15 protein-coding genes are annotated in these 15,991 nt (G+C 72.9%); 9 read left to right on the forward strand and 6 right to left on the reverse strand.

The annotated features are described in order from the left end of the window. Positions 1 to 128: 128 nt before the first annotated feature. Positions 129 to 2,093: a DUF1996 domain-containing protein gene (locus BEK98_RS33005; RefSeq protein WP_094220428.1), complete on the forward strand. Its 1,965-nt coding sequence runs from the start codon at positions 129 to 131 to the stop codon at positions 2,091 to 2,093. Positions 2,094 to 2,211: 118 nt separating this feature from the next. Continuing rightward, positions 2,212 to 2,868: a GNAT family N-acetyltransferase gene (locus BEK98_RS33010; protein ID WP_094220405.1), complete on the forward strand. Its 657-nt coding sequence runs from the start codon at positions 2,212 to 2,214 to the stop codon at positions 2,866 to 2,868. A gap of 21 nt (positions 2,869 to 2,889) precedes the next feature. Here BEK98_RS33010 and BEK98_RS33015 read toward each other — a convergent pair whose 3' ends face one another. Continuing rightward, entirely contained in the window at positions 2,890 to 3,585 is a 696-nt protein-coding gene (locus BEK98_RS33015) for a lipoprotein (protein ID WP_094220406.1), read from the reverse strand. A gap of 87 nt (positions 3,586 to 3,672) precedes the next feature. Beyond that, complete coding sequence (locus BEK98_RS33020) at positions 3,673 to 4,314, reverse strand: class I SAM-dependent methyltransferase (protein ID WP_244202093.1); 642 nt, start codon at positions 4,312 to 4,314, stop codon at positions 3,673 to 3,675. Between the two features lie 122 nt (positions 4,315 to 4,436). On the opposite strand from BEK98_RS33020, the gene BEK98_RS33025 reads away from it, so the two are divergent. Beyond that, positions 4,437 to 4,895, forward strand: a complete 459-nt coding sequence (locus tag BEK98_RS33025; RefSeq protein WP_094220408.1) for a flavodoxin family protein — start codon at positions 4,437 to 4,439, stop codon at positions 4,893 to 4,895. An 85-nt stretch (positions 4,896 to 4,980) separates the two neighbouring features. On the opposite strand, the gene BEK98_RS33030 is transcribed toward BEK98_RS33025, so the two are convergent. Next, entirely contained in the window at positions 4,981 to 5,964 is a 984-nt protein-coding gene (locus BEK98_RS33030) for an acyl-CoA desaturase (protein ID WP_208643304.1), read from the reverse strand. Between the two features lie 235 nt (positions 5,965 to 6,199). On the opposite strand from BEK98_RS33030, the gene BEK98_RS50980 reads away from it, so the two are divergent. Next, positions 6,200 to 8,368 (forward strand): alpha/beta hydrolase family protein, encoded by a 2,169-nt coding sequence (locus tag BEK98_RS50980; RefSeq protein ID WP_107428307.1) that lies wholly within the window; start codon positions 6,200 to 6,202, stop codon positions 8,366 to 8,368. A gap of 32 nt (positions 8,369 to 8,400) precedes the next feature. Further along, positions 8,401 to 8,655 (forward strand): hypothetical protein, encoded by a 255-nt coding sequence (locus BEK98_RS33040; protein WP_094220410.1) that lies wholly within the window; start codon positions 8,401 to 8,403, stop codon positions 8,653 to 8,655. Positions 8,656 to 8,664: 9 nt separating this feature from the next. On the opposite strand, the gene BEK98_RS33045 is transcribed toward BEK98_RS33040, so the two are convergent. Next, positions 8,665 to 10,284, reverse strand: a complete 1,620-nt coding sequence (locus BEK98_RS33045) for a peroxidase family protein (RefSeq protein ID WP_094220411.1) — start codon at positions 10,282 to 10,284, stop codon at positions 8,665 to 8,667. A gap of 12 nt (positions 10,285 to 10,296) precedes the next feature. Continuing rightward, complete coding sequence (locus BEK98_RS33050) at positions 10,297 to 11,577, reverse strand: cytochrome P450 (protein ID WP_094220412.1); 1,281 nt, start codon at positions 11,575 to 11,577, stop codon at positions 10,297 to 10,299. Positions 11,578 to 11,710: 133 nt separating this feature from the next. Here BEK98_RS33050 and BEK98_RS33055 point away from each other — a divergent pair, with 133 nt between their 5' ends. From BEK98_RS33055 to BEK98_RS33070, 4 genes are all read left to right on the forward strand, one after another. Continuing rightward, complete coding sequence (locus tag BEK98_RS33055) at positions 11,711 to 12,364, forward strand: lysophospholipid acyltransferase family protein (RefSeq protein WP_094220413.1); 654 nt, start codon at positions 11,711 to 11,713, stop codon at positions 12,362 to 12,364. 94 nt (positions 12,365 to 12,458) lie between these two features. Then, complete coding sequence (locus tag BEK98_RS33060; protein ID WP_094220414.1) at positions 12,459 to 13,730, forward strand: beta-ketoacyl-[acyl-carrier-protein] synthase family protein; 1,272 nt, start codon at positions 12,459 to 12,461, stop codon at positions 13,728 to 13,730. Positions 13,731 to 13,753: 23 nt separating this feature from the next. Next, entirely contained in the window at positions 13,754 to 14,698 is a 945-nt protein-coding gene (locus BEK98_RS33065) for an acyl-CoA desaturase (RefSeq protein WP_244202094.1), read from the forward strand. After that, positions 14,695 to 15,000 (forward strand): acylphosphatase, encoded by a 306-nt coding sequence (locus tag BEK98_RS33070; RefSeq protein WP_094220415.1) that lies wholly within the window; start codon positions 14,695 to 14,697, stop codon positions 14,998 to 15,000. Before BEK98_RS33065 ends, BEK98_RS33070 begins: the two co-directional genes overlap by 4 nt. A 47-nt stretch (positions 15,001 to 15,047) precedes the next feature. Here the strand turns inward: BEK98_RS33070 and BEK98_RS33075 are convergent, their stop codons facing one another. After that, the gene (locus BEK98_RS33075; RefSeq protein ID WP_094220416.1) at positions 15,048 to 15,704 is read right to left on the reverse strand and encodes a GNAT family N-acetyltransferase; all 657 of its coding nucleotides are present in this window, start codon (positions 15,702 to 15,704) and stop codon (positions 15,048 to 15,050) included. Positions 15,705 to 15,991: the final 287 nt, after the last annotated feature.

Raw genomic sequence — 15,991 nt, forward strand, 5'->3', positions numbered from 1 at the left:
CGGATCCGTATGGGGCGGGGGATTTCCATGCCGAGCCGCCCGACACACACAGAGGTACTTCCGTGGGACGCAACACGCGCAGACGCCCGACCCGTGCACGACGCGCGACCTTCGCCGCGGTCGCCCTGATGCTGGGCGGAGGCGGACTCGTCGCGGCGAACGTCTATGCCTCGGCCGCCGACGGCACATGGGGCGGGGACAGCGGCCCCGACGCGACCGGACAGGTCAGGTCCGCGGGCATGGCCACGATCGACTGCCCGGACGTCGGCAGCAGGCTGACGGCGGTGCCGGACGGGGCCCGCGCGGACGTCGACCGCGAACTCGCCCGGCTGGACCAGCAGATCGCGGCCGCCTACCAGCAACTCCAGGCGTCGGCCGAGTCCGTCCGCCAGGACCCCACGGCCGCCGACGGCCCCATCATGAACCCGCTGAAGGAGCAGCGGTCGGCCACGATCGAACGGATCGCGGTCGCCATCGACCAGGTGGGGGACCGGCCGGAAGGACTGGAATCCCTGGCCGCCTGCACCCTGCGCCCCGCCCAGGACGACACGGGCGGCGACACCGGCAACGCCGGCGAGAGCAGCGCGCCCCCGGCCGACGGAGCCCAACAGGGCGCCGGTCAGGGCCAGAACGGCGCAGGCCAGGCCGGCAACGGCCCCGTCGCCTCCGACTACGCGGACATCACCGCCGTACAGCCCAACGTGCCGAACCAGCCCCAGCAGGCCGACGCCTCGCGCGGCACCTTCACCTCCGAGTGCGGTGTCAACGCCAACGGCCTGTTCAACTCGGACAACGTGATCGTCGCCCCGGGCGTCTCCAACGGCGCCCACCACTTCCACGACTACATCGGCAACCAGTCCAACAACGCCTTCGCCAGCGACGACGACCTGGCCGACGCCAAGACCAGCTGCGTGGACCAGGGCGACAAGTCCACGTACTACTGGCCGGTGCTGCGACTGCAGAACGGCAAGCAGGAACGGGACGCGGGCGCCCCGGGCGGCGGCACCGAGGGCAACGCGGGCCAGATCGTCACGGCCAAGCAGGTGACGCTGACGTTCGTGGGCAACCCGCGCGGCAAGGTCACCGCGATGCCCCGCCTGCTGCGCATCATCACCGGTGACGCCAAGGCCTTCGTCAACGGCCCCACCAACGCCAACGCCTCCTGGAGCTGCACCGGTTTCGAGGACCGGCAGCTCAAGGACAAGTACCCGCTGTGTCCGTCCGGCAGCGACGTGGTGCGCACCTTCCGTTTCCAGAGCTGCTGGGACGGCCGCAATATCGACAGCGCCAACCACCGCACCCATGTGGCCTTCGCCGGCCCCGACGGCTCCTGCCCCGAGGGCTTCCAGGCGATCCCGCAGCTGGTCCAGCGCATCGTCTACGACGTCGCCGCGCCGAGCCTGGACGACGGCGGCCGAACGGTGCCGCTGTTCGCGGTGGACTCCTTCCCCGAGCAGCTGCACAAGCCGGTCACCGACCACGGCGACTTCATCAACGTCTTCGACGAGGACCTGATGCGCGAGATGGTCGACTGCATCAACTCGGGCCGGACCTGCGGACCTCGCGGCGGTGACGACTCCGGTGCCACCACGGCCCCGAGCCCGAGCGGCGACACCGGTGCGACGGACGCCCCGGGCACGGGCACCGGCGGCGCCACGGCCGACCCCGCCACGAGCGCCCCGGCCGAGCCTGCCCCGGCTTCCTCCGACTCGACGCAGGAGCCCAGGACCTACACGACGACCTCGCCGGCGAACACCACCAAGGACGACAAGCCCGCCAAGCAGGACGGCCGGACCAAGCAGGACAGCGAGGGCAAGCAGACCGCTCCCGCGAAGGCCGACAAGGCCGCCTCGACCGGACCGTCCGACTCGGGTGCCGGTGAGGTCGGCCAGGCCACCCAGACCCCTGCCGACGGTCAGGCCGCCCAGTCCCCGGCCGCACAGGCGCAGCCCCCCGCCGCACAGACCGAACCCCAGGCGGTCCAGGGCGGCCTCGCCGAGACCGGAGCGCACCTGTGGCCCGCGGCCATCGGCACGCTGCTCGCGTTGTCCGGGGTCGTCATGCTGCTCCGGGCCAGGCGCCTGCGGTACTGAGCGCACGTCTTGGACGACGGAACGGCGGCCCCACCCTCCTGCGGTGCGGCCGCCGTTCCGTCGTCCGGAGCCCGTCCGCTACTTGTGGGAGCGCTCCCACACATATCAAGATGTCCGCATGCCACCCCATGAAGAGGTCCGCAGGCCACCAACGGACCCCCACCCCGCCGTCCGCCCCTACCACCCCACCGACCGCGACGCCGTCGCCGACATCTGCGTCCGTACCGCGTACAACGGCGGCGACTCCCGCGCCCTCTGTCCGGACCTGCGCCTGATGCCGTCGATCTTCGCCGAGCCCTACTGCCACTTCGACCCGGAGCTGGCGTTCGTCCTGGACGACGGCGCAGGCCGGGCGGTGGGGTACGTCGTCGGCACGGCGGACACCGGGCGGTTCGTCAAGGACTTCCGGCGGACCTGGATCCCCCGGCTGGCCGACCGCTACCCGGAACCCACCGCGCCGGCCCGCACGTTCAGCGAGGAGATGATCGGCCTCCTGCACCGCCCGGAGCGCATGCTCGTGCCCGAACTCGCCGCCCACCCGGCCCACCTGCACATCGATCTGCTGCCGCCCTGGCAAGGGCGCGGCTACGGCCGCCGGCTGATGCACACGCTGCTGAACGCCCTGCACGCGCAGGGCGTTCCGGCCGTCCACCTCGGTATGGTCACCGTCAACACGGCCGCCCGCGCGTTCTACGACCGGCTCGGCTTCCACGAGATCCCGGTCGCGGACCCCGGCCCGCTCACCTATCTGGGCCGGGCCGCGACCACGGACTGAGCACCCGCCCGGAGGTGCCTGTCAGAGGACGCGCAGGGTCTGCTTGGCGAGTTCGTACGCGGGCAGCATCGCGTTGTGCTCGTCGGTGTCCATCCCGCCGAGGTGCAGCACGACCGGGCCGTCGGGCGTGGAGACCGCGAACGCGCTCTCCTTCTTCGTCTCCTCCAGGAGCTTGCTCGTGTAGAGGTACTCCACCTCCACACCGGACAGGCCGGTGGCCGTCCTGAAGGAGCGGTACTTCTCCTTGCTGGTGTTGTCCTCGGCGGCGACGAACTGCCGCAGGACCGTGCGCGCGTCGGCGTCGCCCGGCTCGCCGGTCCACACCCGCAGGAAGCCGATCTTGCCGGCGGGTTTGGCGTCGATCTCACAGGCGGTGGTGACCGGGCCCTGCCGGAGGAGGGAGTCGGCGAGTGCTCCGCTCAGGTCGCCGTCCGACCCCTTCGACGCCTTGGACAGCTCCTTCTCGGCGTCGATCCCCTTGGCCTTCCAGCGCTTGGCGATGTCGAAGCTGACGGGCAGTTCGCAGGCCGACCCCGCGGCGCCGACGGTGCCGCCGCGCGCCGCGACCGCACTCTTCGCTCCCGCGCTCCCGGCGGCCGACGGGCTCCCCGACGCCTTCGCGTCCCCGTCCGGCGACTGCGAGCAGCCTGCCAGTACCGCCGCCAGCACCACCGCCTGGACCACCCGGCCTCGCACGAACCCCACTCTGACCTGCACTGTCGTCTCCCCTCCTGTTCAGCGCGGCCACTGTAACCGAGGGCACCGACATCGCCGTACGCAATAAAGGGGGCTCAGTAAGGGGGCTCAGTCCCCGTCCCGCCGGCAGTACAGGAACAGATGCGGCTCGGGTACGGCGTCGGGGTGCGCGGGGGAGAACAGGGCGTGCTCCTCGGACAGGACCGTCAGGCCCGCCCCGCTCACCAGCTGCGTGAAGTCCCCGGCGGCGAAGCTCGTCACCCGTACCGGCTGCCCCATGAACACCCCCTCGACGTCCTCCATGTCGAGCGGCACGGTGGCCAGCACCGCGAGCCCGCCGGGCCGCAGCGCACGCGCCATGCGGCCCACGACGGCCGACTGCTCGGCACGGGACATCTGCAGCAGCGAGAAGTACCCGCACACCGCGTCGAACGAGCCCTCGGTGAGCGGCAGTTCACGGATGTCGGCGAGCCGGAACTCGGCCTCGGGTACCTGTCGGGCAGCGATGTCGACCATCACAGGGGAGACGTCGACGCCGAGCACGCTGTGCCCCGCCTCCGCGAGGGTCTGCGCGGTCGGCCGTCCGGTCCCGCTGCCCACGTCCAGTACCCGGCTGCCCGGCTGCAGCCGGTCCAGCAGCCACCGGAGCGAGGCCCGGTGCGCCTCGGACGACGCGAACGCCTTCTCGTAGTCGAGACCCAGCGCGTCGAACACCACGGCGGCCGGTGCCCGCTGCTCGTCCTCGCCCAAGACGACTCCTCCCGTGTCCGGTCCAGGTGCCCGGCATCGTCGCACCTTCGGCTCTGGGCTCACCATGCCACGCGCCGGGCGCCGTTTGCGGGCCGTGGCACCGGCAGGGCAGGGTTCGGGACGTGCCTACCTTGCTGATCGTGCATCACACCCCCTCGCCCAACTGCCAGGCCATGTTCGAGGCCGTCGTCTCCGGCGCGACCACACCGGAGATCGAGGGCGTCCGTGTCGTGCGACGGGCCGCCCTGTCCGCCACCGCCTCCGACGTCCTGGCGGCCGACGGCTATCTCCTCGGCACCCCGGCGAACCTCGGCTATATGTCCGGCGCCCTCAAGCACTTCTTCGACCAGGTCTACTACCCCTGCCTGGACGAGACCCGGGGCCGGCCCTTCGGCTACTACGTCCACGGCGGCAGCGACGTCACGGGCGCCGTCCGCGCGATCGAGGCCCTCACCACCGGCCTCGGCTGGCGCCGTGCCGCGGACGCGGTGACCGTCACCGGCGAGCCCGGCAAGGCGGGTGTGCAGGCCTGCTGGGAGCTGGGCGCCACGGTCGCGGCGGGACTCATGGCCGAGGCCTGAACGGCCGGTCCGCCACCTGAGCGGTCTTCGTGCGGTTGCCTCCGGTCACCGGCGTGGACGGGGCCGGGGCCCACCCGCCGCTCTGTCAGTCCTGCCGCGGGACCGGGCGTCGAGCCCCCTCCGACAGCAGCCGGGAGGCCACGCGCCGCTCGTCCGGCCAGCGCACGTCGTACGCCCAGCCCCACCGCTCGAACCGGGCGATCAGCCAGGCCGTGAGGTCCGGCTGCCCCTTCAGCCCACCGTGCCGGGCGCTGTTGGGGTCGGCGTGGTGAAGGTTGTGCCAGCCCTCGCCGAAGGTCAGCAGCGCCACCCAGTGCACGTCCCGGGACTGGTCGCGGGTGGCGTAGTGCTGCGGACCGAAGACGTGCGCGATCGAGTTGACGGACCAGGTCACATGGTGGACCACCGCGTACCGGACCAGGCTCGCCCAGAAGAAGGTGACCGCCGCCGCCCGCCAGTCCCGGGTCCAGGCCAGGACCAGCGCCGGGGGCAGGGCCAGGGAGACGGCGATGGTCGCCCCGTAGCAGCGGTCCAGGAGGCGCACATCCGGATCGGCGAGCAGATCGGGGGCGTAGCGCGGGTAGTTGGAGCGGACCTTGGAGGAGGAGAACCAGCCGACCTGGGCGTGCCAGAGCCCCTTGAACAGGGCCCGGCGGGTGGTGCCGTACTTCCACGGCGAGTGCGGATCGCCGTCCCGGTCGGCGTACTGGTGGTGACGTCGATGCTCGGCCACCCACAGGGTGACCGGTCCCTCCATGGCCAGCCCGCCCGCGAACCCGAGGGCGATCCGCAGCGGCCGTTTCGCCTTGAACGACAGGTGGGTGAAGTGCCGGTGGTAGCCGGCGGTGATGCCCATGATGGACAGCGTGTACATGCCGACGCCGAGGAGCACGTCGTACCAGCGCGGCCCCCAGCCCTCGACGAGAGCGACGGGCAGTGCCGCGGCCAGTACGACCAGGGGTGCCGCGACGATCAGGAGCAGGGAACCGGTGCGCGTCGCACGGCTGACCGGGACGGTGTCGGGGAGCGGGGCCCGTAGGCCGTTCGGGTGTTCGGCGGCGGCGCTCACGGCGCACCTCCCGCGAGGAGGAGCGGGCAAGTGGAGGGGGTCATGTGCGGCGATTATGCGGGAGCCGCATCCGCCCCCGGCCCAGGCGCGCACGGGGATACGGGACCGGCGCACATCCTCTACCTGGATGGATGAAGGTGCGGGTGGGATGCCCCTGGCCGACGATGGGTGGGTGATCGCGTCCCAGGGGCGCGGTCGTACACCGTCGGACGTCGTCGAGTCGAGGGAGCGTCGCATGGGAGCGGACGGCCACATACGCGGACGAACCGCCCAGGACGAGCAGGACGCCAAGGAACTGCTGCGCCGGTGCGCACGGGACGTGGTGGACGTCGCCGAGGCCATCCGCGAGGTTTCCGCACGCACCAGCACCGCGCTGTTCGCGCCGACCCTGACCACCTCCGCGCGCCGCCGTCCCCGTACCGGTCTCGTCGCCCAGTGGGCGCTGCTGCGGGCCCTGACGAACAAGGAGGGCCTCGGCGGCTCCGCGATCACGGCAGCGAAGGGAATGGGGCGTGTGCTCGGTGCGGCCGGGGAGGTGCTGGGCCGGGAGAGCCTGGCCGCGCTGGTGGCCGTCACCTCCCTGCGCCTGAGGATCGCCGCCGTGCTCTTCGACCACCCCGAGTTCGAACGCGACCCGGGCATGCGCCGGCTGCTGGACGCCGTCACCGCCGACCGCGACCTGGAGGCCGTACGGGCCCTGCGCGCCTTGTTCAGGGACCAGGGCGCCCAGCGCGCCCTGTCCGGGCTCGCGCCCCTGATGGCCGAACTCCTCGCCATCCGCGCCCTGCTGGACGAGGACCCGAAGAACGACGAGACCGGCTGGGCACTGGCCGCGGGCCGTGAGCTGTCCGCCGACCCGCTGCACGGCATCAGCGCCTCCCACCTCGCGGGCATGGACCAGGGAGAGGGCGCCGCCGAGGCCGTCGACCTCACCGACCAGGAGCGGCAGACCATCGCCACCGAGGGCTCCCTCCTCGGCTTCCTGCGCAACATCGAGGTGCTGTCCACCGACGGGCGGATCCTGGTGCAGAACGTGCGCGGCCCCGACGGCGTCGTCCGGTACGTCGTCCAGGCCCCCGGCATGGCGCCCGGCCGCCCCCGCAACGACTCGCCGCAGGACTTCGTCGGCGCCTGGCGCAACCTCTTCATGACCGACTCGCCCTACACCCGCTCGATCCTGCTCGCCCTCGCGGACTACGGCATCCCGCGCGGCGCCGAACTCGCCCTGATCGGGCACAGCGAGGGCGGAATCGCGGTGATGAACCTGGCGCAGAACGAGGACTTCTGCCGCGCCTACCGGGTCACGCACGTGATCGTGGTCGGCTCCCCGGTCGACAACAAGAAGCCCGCCGACCCGCGCACCTGGGTCGCCAGCATCACCAACCAGCACGACATCGTGCCCGTCCTCGACGGCCGGGGAGCGGGCTCCGCCTTCAATCCGCACCCCAACTGGTACGAGGTCGACTACACCGGGCCCACCCACGAGTTCCCGCTCTGCCACATGATCCGCGAGTACATCGAGCACCTGCGGACCGTCATCCCCGAGGCCCGCGAGGACGTCGACAAGGCGCTCACCGCCTACCGCGGCCCGGTCGTGCGCACCCGGGCCTACCAGCTCAAGGACCGTGCCCACCCGCCCGAGGGCTACCCCTTCCTCACCGTCCCCACCACCTCCCTGGCCACCACGACCGGACCCGTCGACGTCCCGGTGCGCTACTACGACTCCTCCGCCGCCCACCTCTGCTTCGCCGTCGACGCCGCGGCCGCGCGCAGCCTGCTGCCCGATGTCACCTGGCTGGTGCCGAGCCGGCTGGGGCGGCGGGCGCTCGCGGTGCTGTCCTTGTACGAGCACCGCTGCTCCACGATCGGCCCCTACGCCGAGATCGCCCTGTCGGTGCTGGTGGACGACCTGTGGCGGCCACGCCCGTTCGACGTCGCCACCGACCTGCTGCGCCGTGTCGACCTGCGCCGCACCGGCCGCTACGTCCTCTCCCTCGCGGTGAGCAGCGAGGAGTCCCGCGTCGTCGCCCAGGAGGTCTGGGGCCAGCCCGCGGTCCGCACCGCCGCCGAGGTCGACCTGATGAACCGTGCCGTCGGTGTCACCGCGCCGGAACTCGGGCTCACCGTCGAGGGCCGCCTCGGCCCGGGGCTGCGCTGTCCCGAGGCGGACTGGGTCCTCTACGGCCGGCGCGGCGACAGCACCGTGCGCACCCTGGTCCGGGCCCACGGCCGGCTGCGGCTGCACACCGGAACCGGCGTACGGCTGCAACTGGACACCGCCGCCGCCGAACCCATGGCCGGGCAGCTGCGCCGGCTCGGCATCGACACGGCCCGGCCGCTCTTCGTGCTGTCCTGCCCGCAGTTCATGCTCCACCGCAGCGCCGGCGCCGTCCTGCCGCGCTGACCCCGTCCGCACACCCCTGAGTGGGAGCCACCATGGTCACCGAGTCCCTCCGCACCCTGCCTTCGTCCGACGAACTCCTCGATCAGGCAGGCAGGTTGCGCGCCGACGCCGACCTGATGGCGGGCTACGCCCGGCGGCTGCTCGCCACCGCGTCCGCGTTGACCGGCTGCCCGGCGGCACCCGAGTGGAGCCGCCCCACCCTGGAACAGCAGGCGGCCGCCTGCGGCACGGCGGCGGAGCAACTGCGTACCGCCGCCGAGGCATTGCTCGCGCACAGGCGAGCCTGAGGCACCTGCTCAGAGCGCGGTGGCCCGGGTGTCCGCCGCGCTCCGGCCGAGCGAGACGAAGTAACGCCCCTTGTCCTCCGGCAGGTTGCGGTGCACCAGGTCGGAGAAGCTGCGGGTCTCCCGGACGATCCGCAGGCCCTCGGGGGAGAACGTCGACGGCCCGAACAGACGTGGTGCGAGAAGCGGGTTGTTCAGCGCCTCCGAGAACGCGTCCACGGAGATGATGCGTTCGAGCAGCCGCCCGAAGATGGCCCCCGGTTCCGGCTCCTCCGCGAACAGGCCGACGAACAGGTCGATCGCGTCGACGCTGCCGTACACGTCCAGCAGCGCCTCCTGCACCCGCGGGTCGCCGGAGATCTGCCGCGGGTCGGTGATCCGCGGGAAGCCGTAGTAGGCGCGGTAGTCGTTGTACGGGGCCAGCCGCAGCTCGCGGCCGACGGCGACACTGCGCGTCTCGATGGGCAGCAGCACCTCGTCGGTGTTGAACAGGCCGGACAGACCGGCCTGTTGCCGGGACAGGTCCTCGAACAGCGGGCCCAGGCCCCGGTCCAGGACGATCCGCCCGTTGGCGATGGTGTGGGCGAGCGGGACGTCGCGGCCGCCGATCCGGTAGGTGGACGGGACGAGGCTGTGCCAGCGGTAGACGAGGCTGAACTCGATCGTCGCCCAGTTCTGCCGGTGCCACACCCCACGGTCGGTGCGCACCGGGTCGAGGACGAAGTCGAAGTGGTACGGCGTGATGTGGTTGATGTACTCCTCCAGCATCACCCGGATCATCAGCACGATCAGCGTGTTGCGGGTGGTCTGGAAGAGGCGTTCGTCGTCCCAGTCGTGGTGGGCGGCGGCGAGGACGCCGGCCACCCGGTTGTGCTCGCGCAGGAAGAGCACGTTCATCGCCATCGGGCCGATGTGCGCGTGGGCCCGGTCGCCGCCGCACGCGAACAGGGTGTCCCGCAGCTCCTCGGGCACCTCGTCGAACCGGACCGGCCTGATCGCCCGGAACTCGTCCCTGATCCGCCCGCCCTCGCACAGCCGCGGCGGGAACTCGGCGCCGCCGACCAGCCGGCTCTTCATCCGCCCGCCCTCGAAGGTGCGCAGGCACGCGGTGACCTCCTCGCGGTCGCCGTAGAGCTGGCTCATGTCGAGGGTGTGCGGGGAGTCGGTGCGGCGCGGATCGCCGGTGGCGGCGTGCCCGCGCAGGAATCCGTCGGTGAACCACTGCGCGAACGCGGGCAGCAGGGCGGAGGACCGGCTGCAGTACCGGGTCTCGCCGTCGCGCCGGAACAGCTCGGTGACCCTCTCGGGGGAGGGCAGGTCCCTGCGCGGCCCGGCCACCGGAGGCAGGTGCCGGCCCACCCAGGAGCGGTCGGTGAGCGAGTCCCAGGAGGTGTACGGGCTCTTGGTGCTCAGCGGGTCGGGGCGGGGCGGCGCCTTGAGGACGGCCAGGTCGGTCAGCGTGGAGTTCAGGCGGCGGTGCAGCCATCTGCTGCGCCGGGACGTCTGCCACATCGGCCCGTAGTGGGTCAGCAGGTGGGTCTCGAAGCGGTTGCGCCATCCGTCGCGGGACCTGTCGCGCGCCCCGGTCCACGGCACGGTCCGGGTCTCGGGTGCACGAGACGTGGCGGTCATGGGTCCTCCCGGTCAGGTCGCGTTCCCGGCCGGGCGGCCGGAACTCACTGGGTAGTGCTGGGGGAACGGGGTACCCGCGTAGTCCATGGCGCGCTCGCCGCCGGGCAGCGGCCGGACGCCGGGGCGCAGCAGCACGCGCCGCACCAGCTCGGGCACGATCACCGAGGCCGAGTACTTGCCCAGGCAGTCATGGGCGCCGTAGCCGAGGACGAGGTTGTGGGCGGGCGGGCGTCCGGGCCGGAACTCGGCGGGCGCGTCGACGACCTGCCCGTCGAACATCGCCGAAGCGAAGCACGCCAGTACCACGCTCTTGGCGGGGATCACCGTCTGCCGCTCGGTGCCGGCGGCGAGGGTGTGGTCGCGCACGCACAGCCGGGGCGTGACGGGCACGAACGGATGGAAGCGCAGCGCCTCCCACACATAGCTGTCGAAGAGAGCCGGATCGCCGTTGCCTGCCGCGCGTTCCGCCTCGGCCAGCACCTCGGGGCGTACGGTGAGTTCCTTGACGGCGGTGGCCACGCACTGGGTGATGTTCTGCTGGGAGCCCGTCAGATAGCCGACCAGGTTGGCGTTGACCCGCTCGTCGTCGAAGCCGTACTCGGCGGGCAGCCGGGTGCGCAGCATCCGGCCGAGGACGTCGTCGGGGCCGTCGCCTGACGCGGCCCGGCGGCCGGTGATCACCTCGGCCACCCGGTCGTGCAGCTCCCGGCCCGCGGCCACGCCTGCCGCGTGGATCTCCGGGTTCCGGTCGGGGTTGACGGCGAACGCCCACTGCATCCTGCGGGTGCAGTTGTGCAGGGTGTCCTCGTCGATGCCGGTGAAGCCCAGATAGGCGACTGAGATGCGGGCGGCGGCCAGGCGGGAGTAGTCCTGGATCAGGTCGAACGTGTCCGTGCCCCGGGCGAGCGCCTCGTCCAGCAGGGAGTCGGCGATCGACGCCGTCAGCTCCCGTACCCGGGGCGCGTCCTCGGGGCCGAGGATCAGCTGTCCGTAGCCGCGTTCGCGCCAGTGCAGGTCGGCGTTGTCCCGGGCGAGGACGAACGGCGCGCCGAGCACGTCCTCCAGCGCCGGGCCGAACACGCCGACGGTGAACGTCTCCGGCGCGGACAGCACCTCCAGCACGTCGGGGTGCCGGGTCACGAACACGCCGACCGGGGTGCTGAACACGGGCCGCTCGGCACGCAGCTGCGCGAAGAGGGACGCCTTCTCGGCCACCATGGCCTTCCGCAACAGCCCCACCCGCTGCGGGACGTCGTCATCGGGGATCGCGTCGTAAGCGGCGAGAAAGTCCATGAGCGCATTCACCCATCGGCCCGGACCCGCCGCACGTCAGACGGGCATACGGGGCAGCGCCGACGTGCACCGGAGCAGGGACGCGGGTGACGATTCGGCCGGGAACGGTCCCGTCCCGGAGAGGAGTGCCGCGATGCTGTCCGCCTGGGCCGGGGCCCTCGTGCCCGTCTTCAGTGACACGACCGTGAGCGGTGCCGACCGTCTGGACGGCGGGCCCGGCCGCATCCTCGCCGCCAACCACACCTCGTTCTTCGACCCGGTGCTGCTCATCGGCACCCTGCACCGGCTCGGCCACCGGCCCGCCGTCCTCGCCACCGCCGCCCTGTGGCGGGTGCCCCTGCTGTCCCGGGCCCTCACCCACGAGGGCTACGTACCGGTGCACCGGGGCAGCCGCCGCGCCCCGGACGCCCTGCGGCACGCCGCCGACGCCCTCACCGAGGGCCGCAGCGTGCTCGTCTACCCCGAGGGCGGCCTGCCCCGCTACGACGCCTCGCTCGACCGCCCGCCCGGACGCCTGAAGTCCGGCGTCGTCCGCCTCGCCCTGTCCAGCGGGGCCCCGGTCGTCCCGATCGGGCACGCGGGCGCCCGCCGGGTCTCCTCCGGAAGCCGCGCCAAGCAACTGGCCGGCTGGGCCACCGCCCCGGCCCGCCGCCCCCGCGTCCACGTCCACATCGGCCCGGCCCTTCCGCCGGCCGACTCGCCCCGGGCGCTGGACGATCTGGAGACCGCCCTCGCCGACGCCTGGTCGTGCGCGGTACGGGCGCTGGGGGTGACCATTCGTCAGTGACGTTCGCACATCCGGGTGGTAGCGGGTCCCGTCCTGAGCCGAACGAGTTGTCGTAGCCCGGAATGGTCGCATTCGGGCCGGATAATCACGGCTCATGCAGCCTGTGAAAGCACGTGTCCCGGCGCGGCGCGCCCCCGTGGCCGTCACCGGACTGGGACTGGTCACACCGGCCGGGATCGGCCGCGACGCGACGTGGGAGGGCCTGTGCGCGGGTCAGTCCACCGCGGCCGTCGACCCCGGCCTCGACGGACTGCCCGTGGCCTTCTCCTGCCAGGTGCCCGCCCTCGACACGGCCGGCCTGCTCGGGCACCGGCTCAGCCGCCGCCTGGACCGCTTCACCACCTTCGCGCTGCTCGCCGCCCGGGAGGCCGTCGCCGACGCCCGGCTCACCCCCGGCGGCTGGGACGGGGCCCGCGTCGGCGTCGTGATGGGGGTCGGCACCGGGTCCATGCAGGGCTGGCAGGCCGAGTTCGACCGGCTCGCCCACAGCACTCCGGAACGGGTCTCGCCGCTGGCGCTGCCGCGCAGCGTGCCCAACATGGCCGCCGCCGAGATCGCCCTCGACCTCGGTGCGCAGGGTCCCAACATGGTCGTGAGCACCGCCTGCGCCTCCGGCACCAGCGCGCTCGGACTGGCCCGGGACTGGCTGCTGTCCGGTGCCTGCGACCTCGTCCTCGCCGGGGGCAGCGAGTCGGCCCGGCTGCGGATGACCGCGGCCTGCTTCGCCCAGATGCGCGCCCTGTCCCGCCGGGCCGACAGCCCCGAGGAGGCCTCCCGGCCGTTCGACCGCGACCGGGACGGCTTCGTCCTCGGCGAGGGTGCCGCCGTCCTCGTTCTGGAAAGAGTGGAGGACGCACGCGCCCGCAGTGCCCGGCCCGCGGCCCTGCTCTCCGGGTTCGGCGCCTCCTGCGACGCCCACCACTTCACCGCCCCGCACCCCGACGGCGACGGCGCCGCCCGCGCCATCCGCGGCGCCCTCCTGGACGCCGGCCTCGCCCCCGAGGACATCGATCACGTCAACGCGCACGGCACCGCCACCCCGCAGGGCGACACGGCCGAGCACAACGCGCTGTACCAGGCCTTCCGCCGGCCGCCGCCCGTCACCGCGGTCAAGGGCACCATCGGGCACGCCATCGGCGGCGCCGGCGCCATCGAGGCGGCCTGCACCGTGCTCACCCTGCGCCACCAGCTGATCCCGCCCACCGCCAACCTGGACACCCTCGACCCGGCGATGGACCTGGACGTCGTCACCAAGACGCCCCGCCCGCACCGGATACGAGCCGCCCTCAGCAACTCGTTCGGCTTCGGCGGCCAGAACGCCGTGCTCGCCTTCACCGCCGTCGACTCGCCGCCTCTTTGCACGTGACCCCAGCCGAAAGGTCCCCCCTCTTGTCGGAGTTCTCGGAACCCACCCCGCTGGCCGGCAGACCGCGGTCCTGGCCCAACGGCGAGCAGCTCATGATCGGCGTGTTCGTCGCCGTACCGTTCCTGGCGCTCCTCGCCGCCGTGCCCCTCGCCTGGCGGCACGGTCTGAGCCCCACGGACCTCGTGCTCGCCGTCGTCTTCTACCTCGTCAGCGGACTCGGCATCACCGTCGGCTTCCACCGGCACTTCACCCACGGCTCCTTCAAGGCCGGCCGGCCGCTCAGGATCGCCCTCGCCCTGGCCGGCAGCCTCGCCGTACAGGGCCCGCTGCTCACCTGGGTCGCCGACCACCGCAAGCACCACCGCTACTCCGACCGCGACGGGGACCCGCACTCGCCCTGGCGGTACGGCCGCTCGCCCCGCGCCCTGGCCAAGGGCATGTTCTACGCCCACCTGGGCTGGCTCTTCGAGACCGAGCACGCCTCGCCCCGCACCTACGCACCCGACCTCGTCCGCGACCGCACGCTGATGCTGATCTCCAAGCGCTTCGGTCTCGTGGTCCTGGCCTCGGTCGCCCTGCCCGCACTGCTCGGCGCGGTGCTGACCCGGTCCTGGCAGGGGGCGTTCAGCGCGTTCTTCTGGGCCGGGCTGGTGCGGATCTGTCTCGTCCACCATGTCACCTGGTCCATCAACTCCATCTGCCACGCGGCCGGTTCCCGGCCCTTCCGCAGCCGGGACCGCTCGGGCAACGTGTGGTGGCTGGCCCCGCTGTCCTTCGGCGAGTCCTGGCACAACCTCCACCACGCCGACCCCACCAGCGCCCGGCACGGCGTGCTCACCGGCCAGCTCGACGCCAGCGCCCGCCTGATCCGCTGGTTCGAACGCCTCGGCTGGGCCTACGACGTCCGCTGGCCGGAGCGGCGCCGCGTCACCGCCCGCCGGCGCGAGAACGGGAGTCCGCAGGAATGACCGTACGGCAGCACGTGCACGTCAGCGGCCGCGTACAGGGCGTGTTCTACCGCGACACCTGCCGTCGGTTCGCCGAGGAACGGGGAGTGGCGGGCTGGGTGCGCAACCTCTACAACGGCGACGTGGAAGCCGTGTTCGAGGGGGAGCCCGACGACGTCGCCGCCATGGCGCACTGGGCGGCCAAGGGCCCGCGGTCGGCCCAGGTGACCCGCTGCACGGGCGTCACCGAGGAACCCGAGGGCCTGTCCGGCTTCCACGTACTGCCCGACGCCCCACCCGGCGACGACCCCCGCGCCGGGTAGCCCGACGGGCAGCCGGTTTCAGTGCATCCCCTCCGCCGCCGCCCGGGTCAGCTGCAGTGGGCCGCAGCCGTTGTATCGTGCCGTACCCAGACGGCCTCGATCACACGGCCGTCCGGCAGGGTGTGCCGGGGCGGTCCCTCGTCCGGGACGAATCCCGCTCGGGCCAGGGCCCGTCGGCTCGCGGTGTTTCCGGGTTCCGCGCCCGCCCGGACCCTGGTCATGCCGAAGTGGGTGTGCGCGAGCAGTGCGCCGGCTCCGAACAACTCCGCCCCGAGGCCCTGCCCGCGGCAGCGTGGCGCCAGCCAGCCGCCCACCTCGCCCGCGCGGTGCTCCAGTTGCAGTCCTCCGGCATAGCTGAGGTCGGCTCTGCGCACACAGACCAGGAACACCGGGACGTCGGGGTCGGGGGTGAAGGGCTTGGCCAGCAGGCGGGGGACGCGGCGGCCGTCGTCGCCGGCGGGCCGCCACTCCAGCAGCGCGCGCCGGGTGGCGGGGCTGGGCACGAGACGGTCGGCGTGGTTGCCGAGCCATCGCTGGGCCTCGGCGTCCGCACTGGCGGCCAGCGCCGCGGCCACGTCGAGGTGGGTCCGGGGCGTGAACAGCAACAGCCGCTCGGTGGCCAGGACGTGCCGGCCGGGATCGCACCGCCCGGGTACGGGGAGCCGGGACACGGCCCGGCTCCGGCGGACGAGCGACCAGAGCATGGAACCCCCCCGAAGGCACCGCTGCGTGACGGACGGTCCCGTTCCGGACGAGCACCGGGACCGCCGACGGATGCGAACGGCTCGCATCGGGGGTGAATCTACCGAGGAATCCGGCCGGGGTGGCTGCCGATGGCCGACGGCCTACGGCTGACGGCCTTCGGCCGGGTCACCCGGACCCGGTTTCGGACGGGTCCGGGTCCAGGACGGGTCGGCGGGCAGGTCGGGGACGGGGGTCGGCTGGAGCATGGGGCGGGGCTCCTTCGGACGAGTGGGGGACGGTCCGGGGG

It is taken from the genome of Streptomyces diastatochromogenes (assembly GCF_002242805.1).
GTDB lineage: Bacteria > Actinomycetota > Actinomycetes > Streptomycetales > Streptomycetaceae > Streptomyces > Streptomyces diastatochromogenes.

Bases quoted from the DNA above. Each gene is read 5' to 3' on its own strand.
- BEK98_RS33005 (WP_094220428.1), top strand. From the start codon at position 129: ATGCTGGGCGGAGGCGGACTCGTCGCGGCGAACGTCTATGCCTCGGCC.
- BEK98_RS33010 (WP_094220405.1), top strand. From the start codon at position 2,212: ATGCCACCCCATGAAGAGGTCCGCAGGCCACCAACGGACCCCCACCCC.
- BEK98_RS50980 (WP_107428307.1), top strand. From the start codon at position 6,200: ATGGGAGCGGACGGCCACATACGCGGACGAACCGCCCAGGACGAGCAG.
- BEK98_RS33040 (WP_094220410.1), top strand. From the start codon at position 8,401: ATGGTCACCGAGTCCCTCCGCACCCTGCCTTCGTCCGACGAACTCCTC.
- BEK98_RS33045 (WP_094220411.1), bottom strand. From the start codon at position 10,284: ATGACCGCCACGTCTCGTGCACCCGAGACCCGGACCGTGCCGTGGACC.
- BEK98_RS33050 (WP_094220412.1), bottom strand. From the start codon at position 11,577: ATGGACTTTCTCGCCGCTTACGACGCGATCCCCGATGACGACGTCCCG.
- BEK98_RS33055 (WP_094220413.1), top strand. From the start codon at position 11,711: ATGCTGTCCGCCTGGGCCGGGGCCCTCGTGCCCGTCTTCAGTGACACG.
- BEK98_RS33060 (WP_094220414.1), top strand. From the start codon at position 12,459: ATGCAGCCTGTGAAAGCACGTGTCCCGGCGCGGCGCGCCCCCGTGGCC.
- BEK98_RS33070 (WP_094220415.1), top strand. From the start codon at position 14,695: ATGACCGTACGGCAGCACGTGCACGTCAGCGGCCGCGTACAGGGCGTG.
- BEK98_RS33075 (WP_094220416.1), bottom strand. From the start codon at position 15,704: ATGCTCTGGTCGCTCGTCCGCCGGAGCCGGGCCGTGTCCCGGCTCCCC.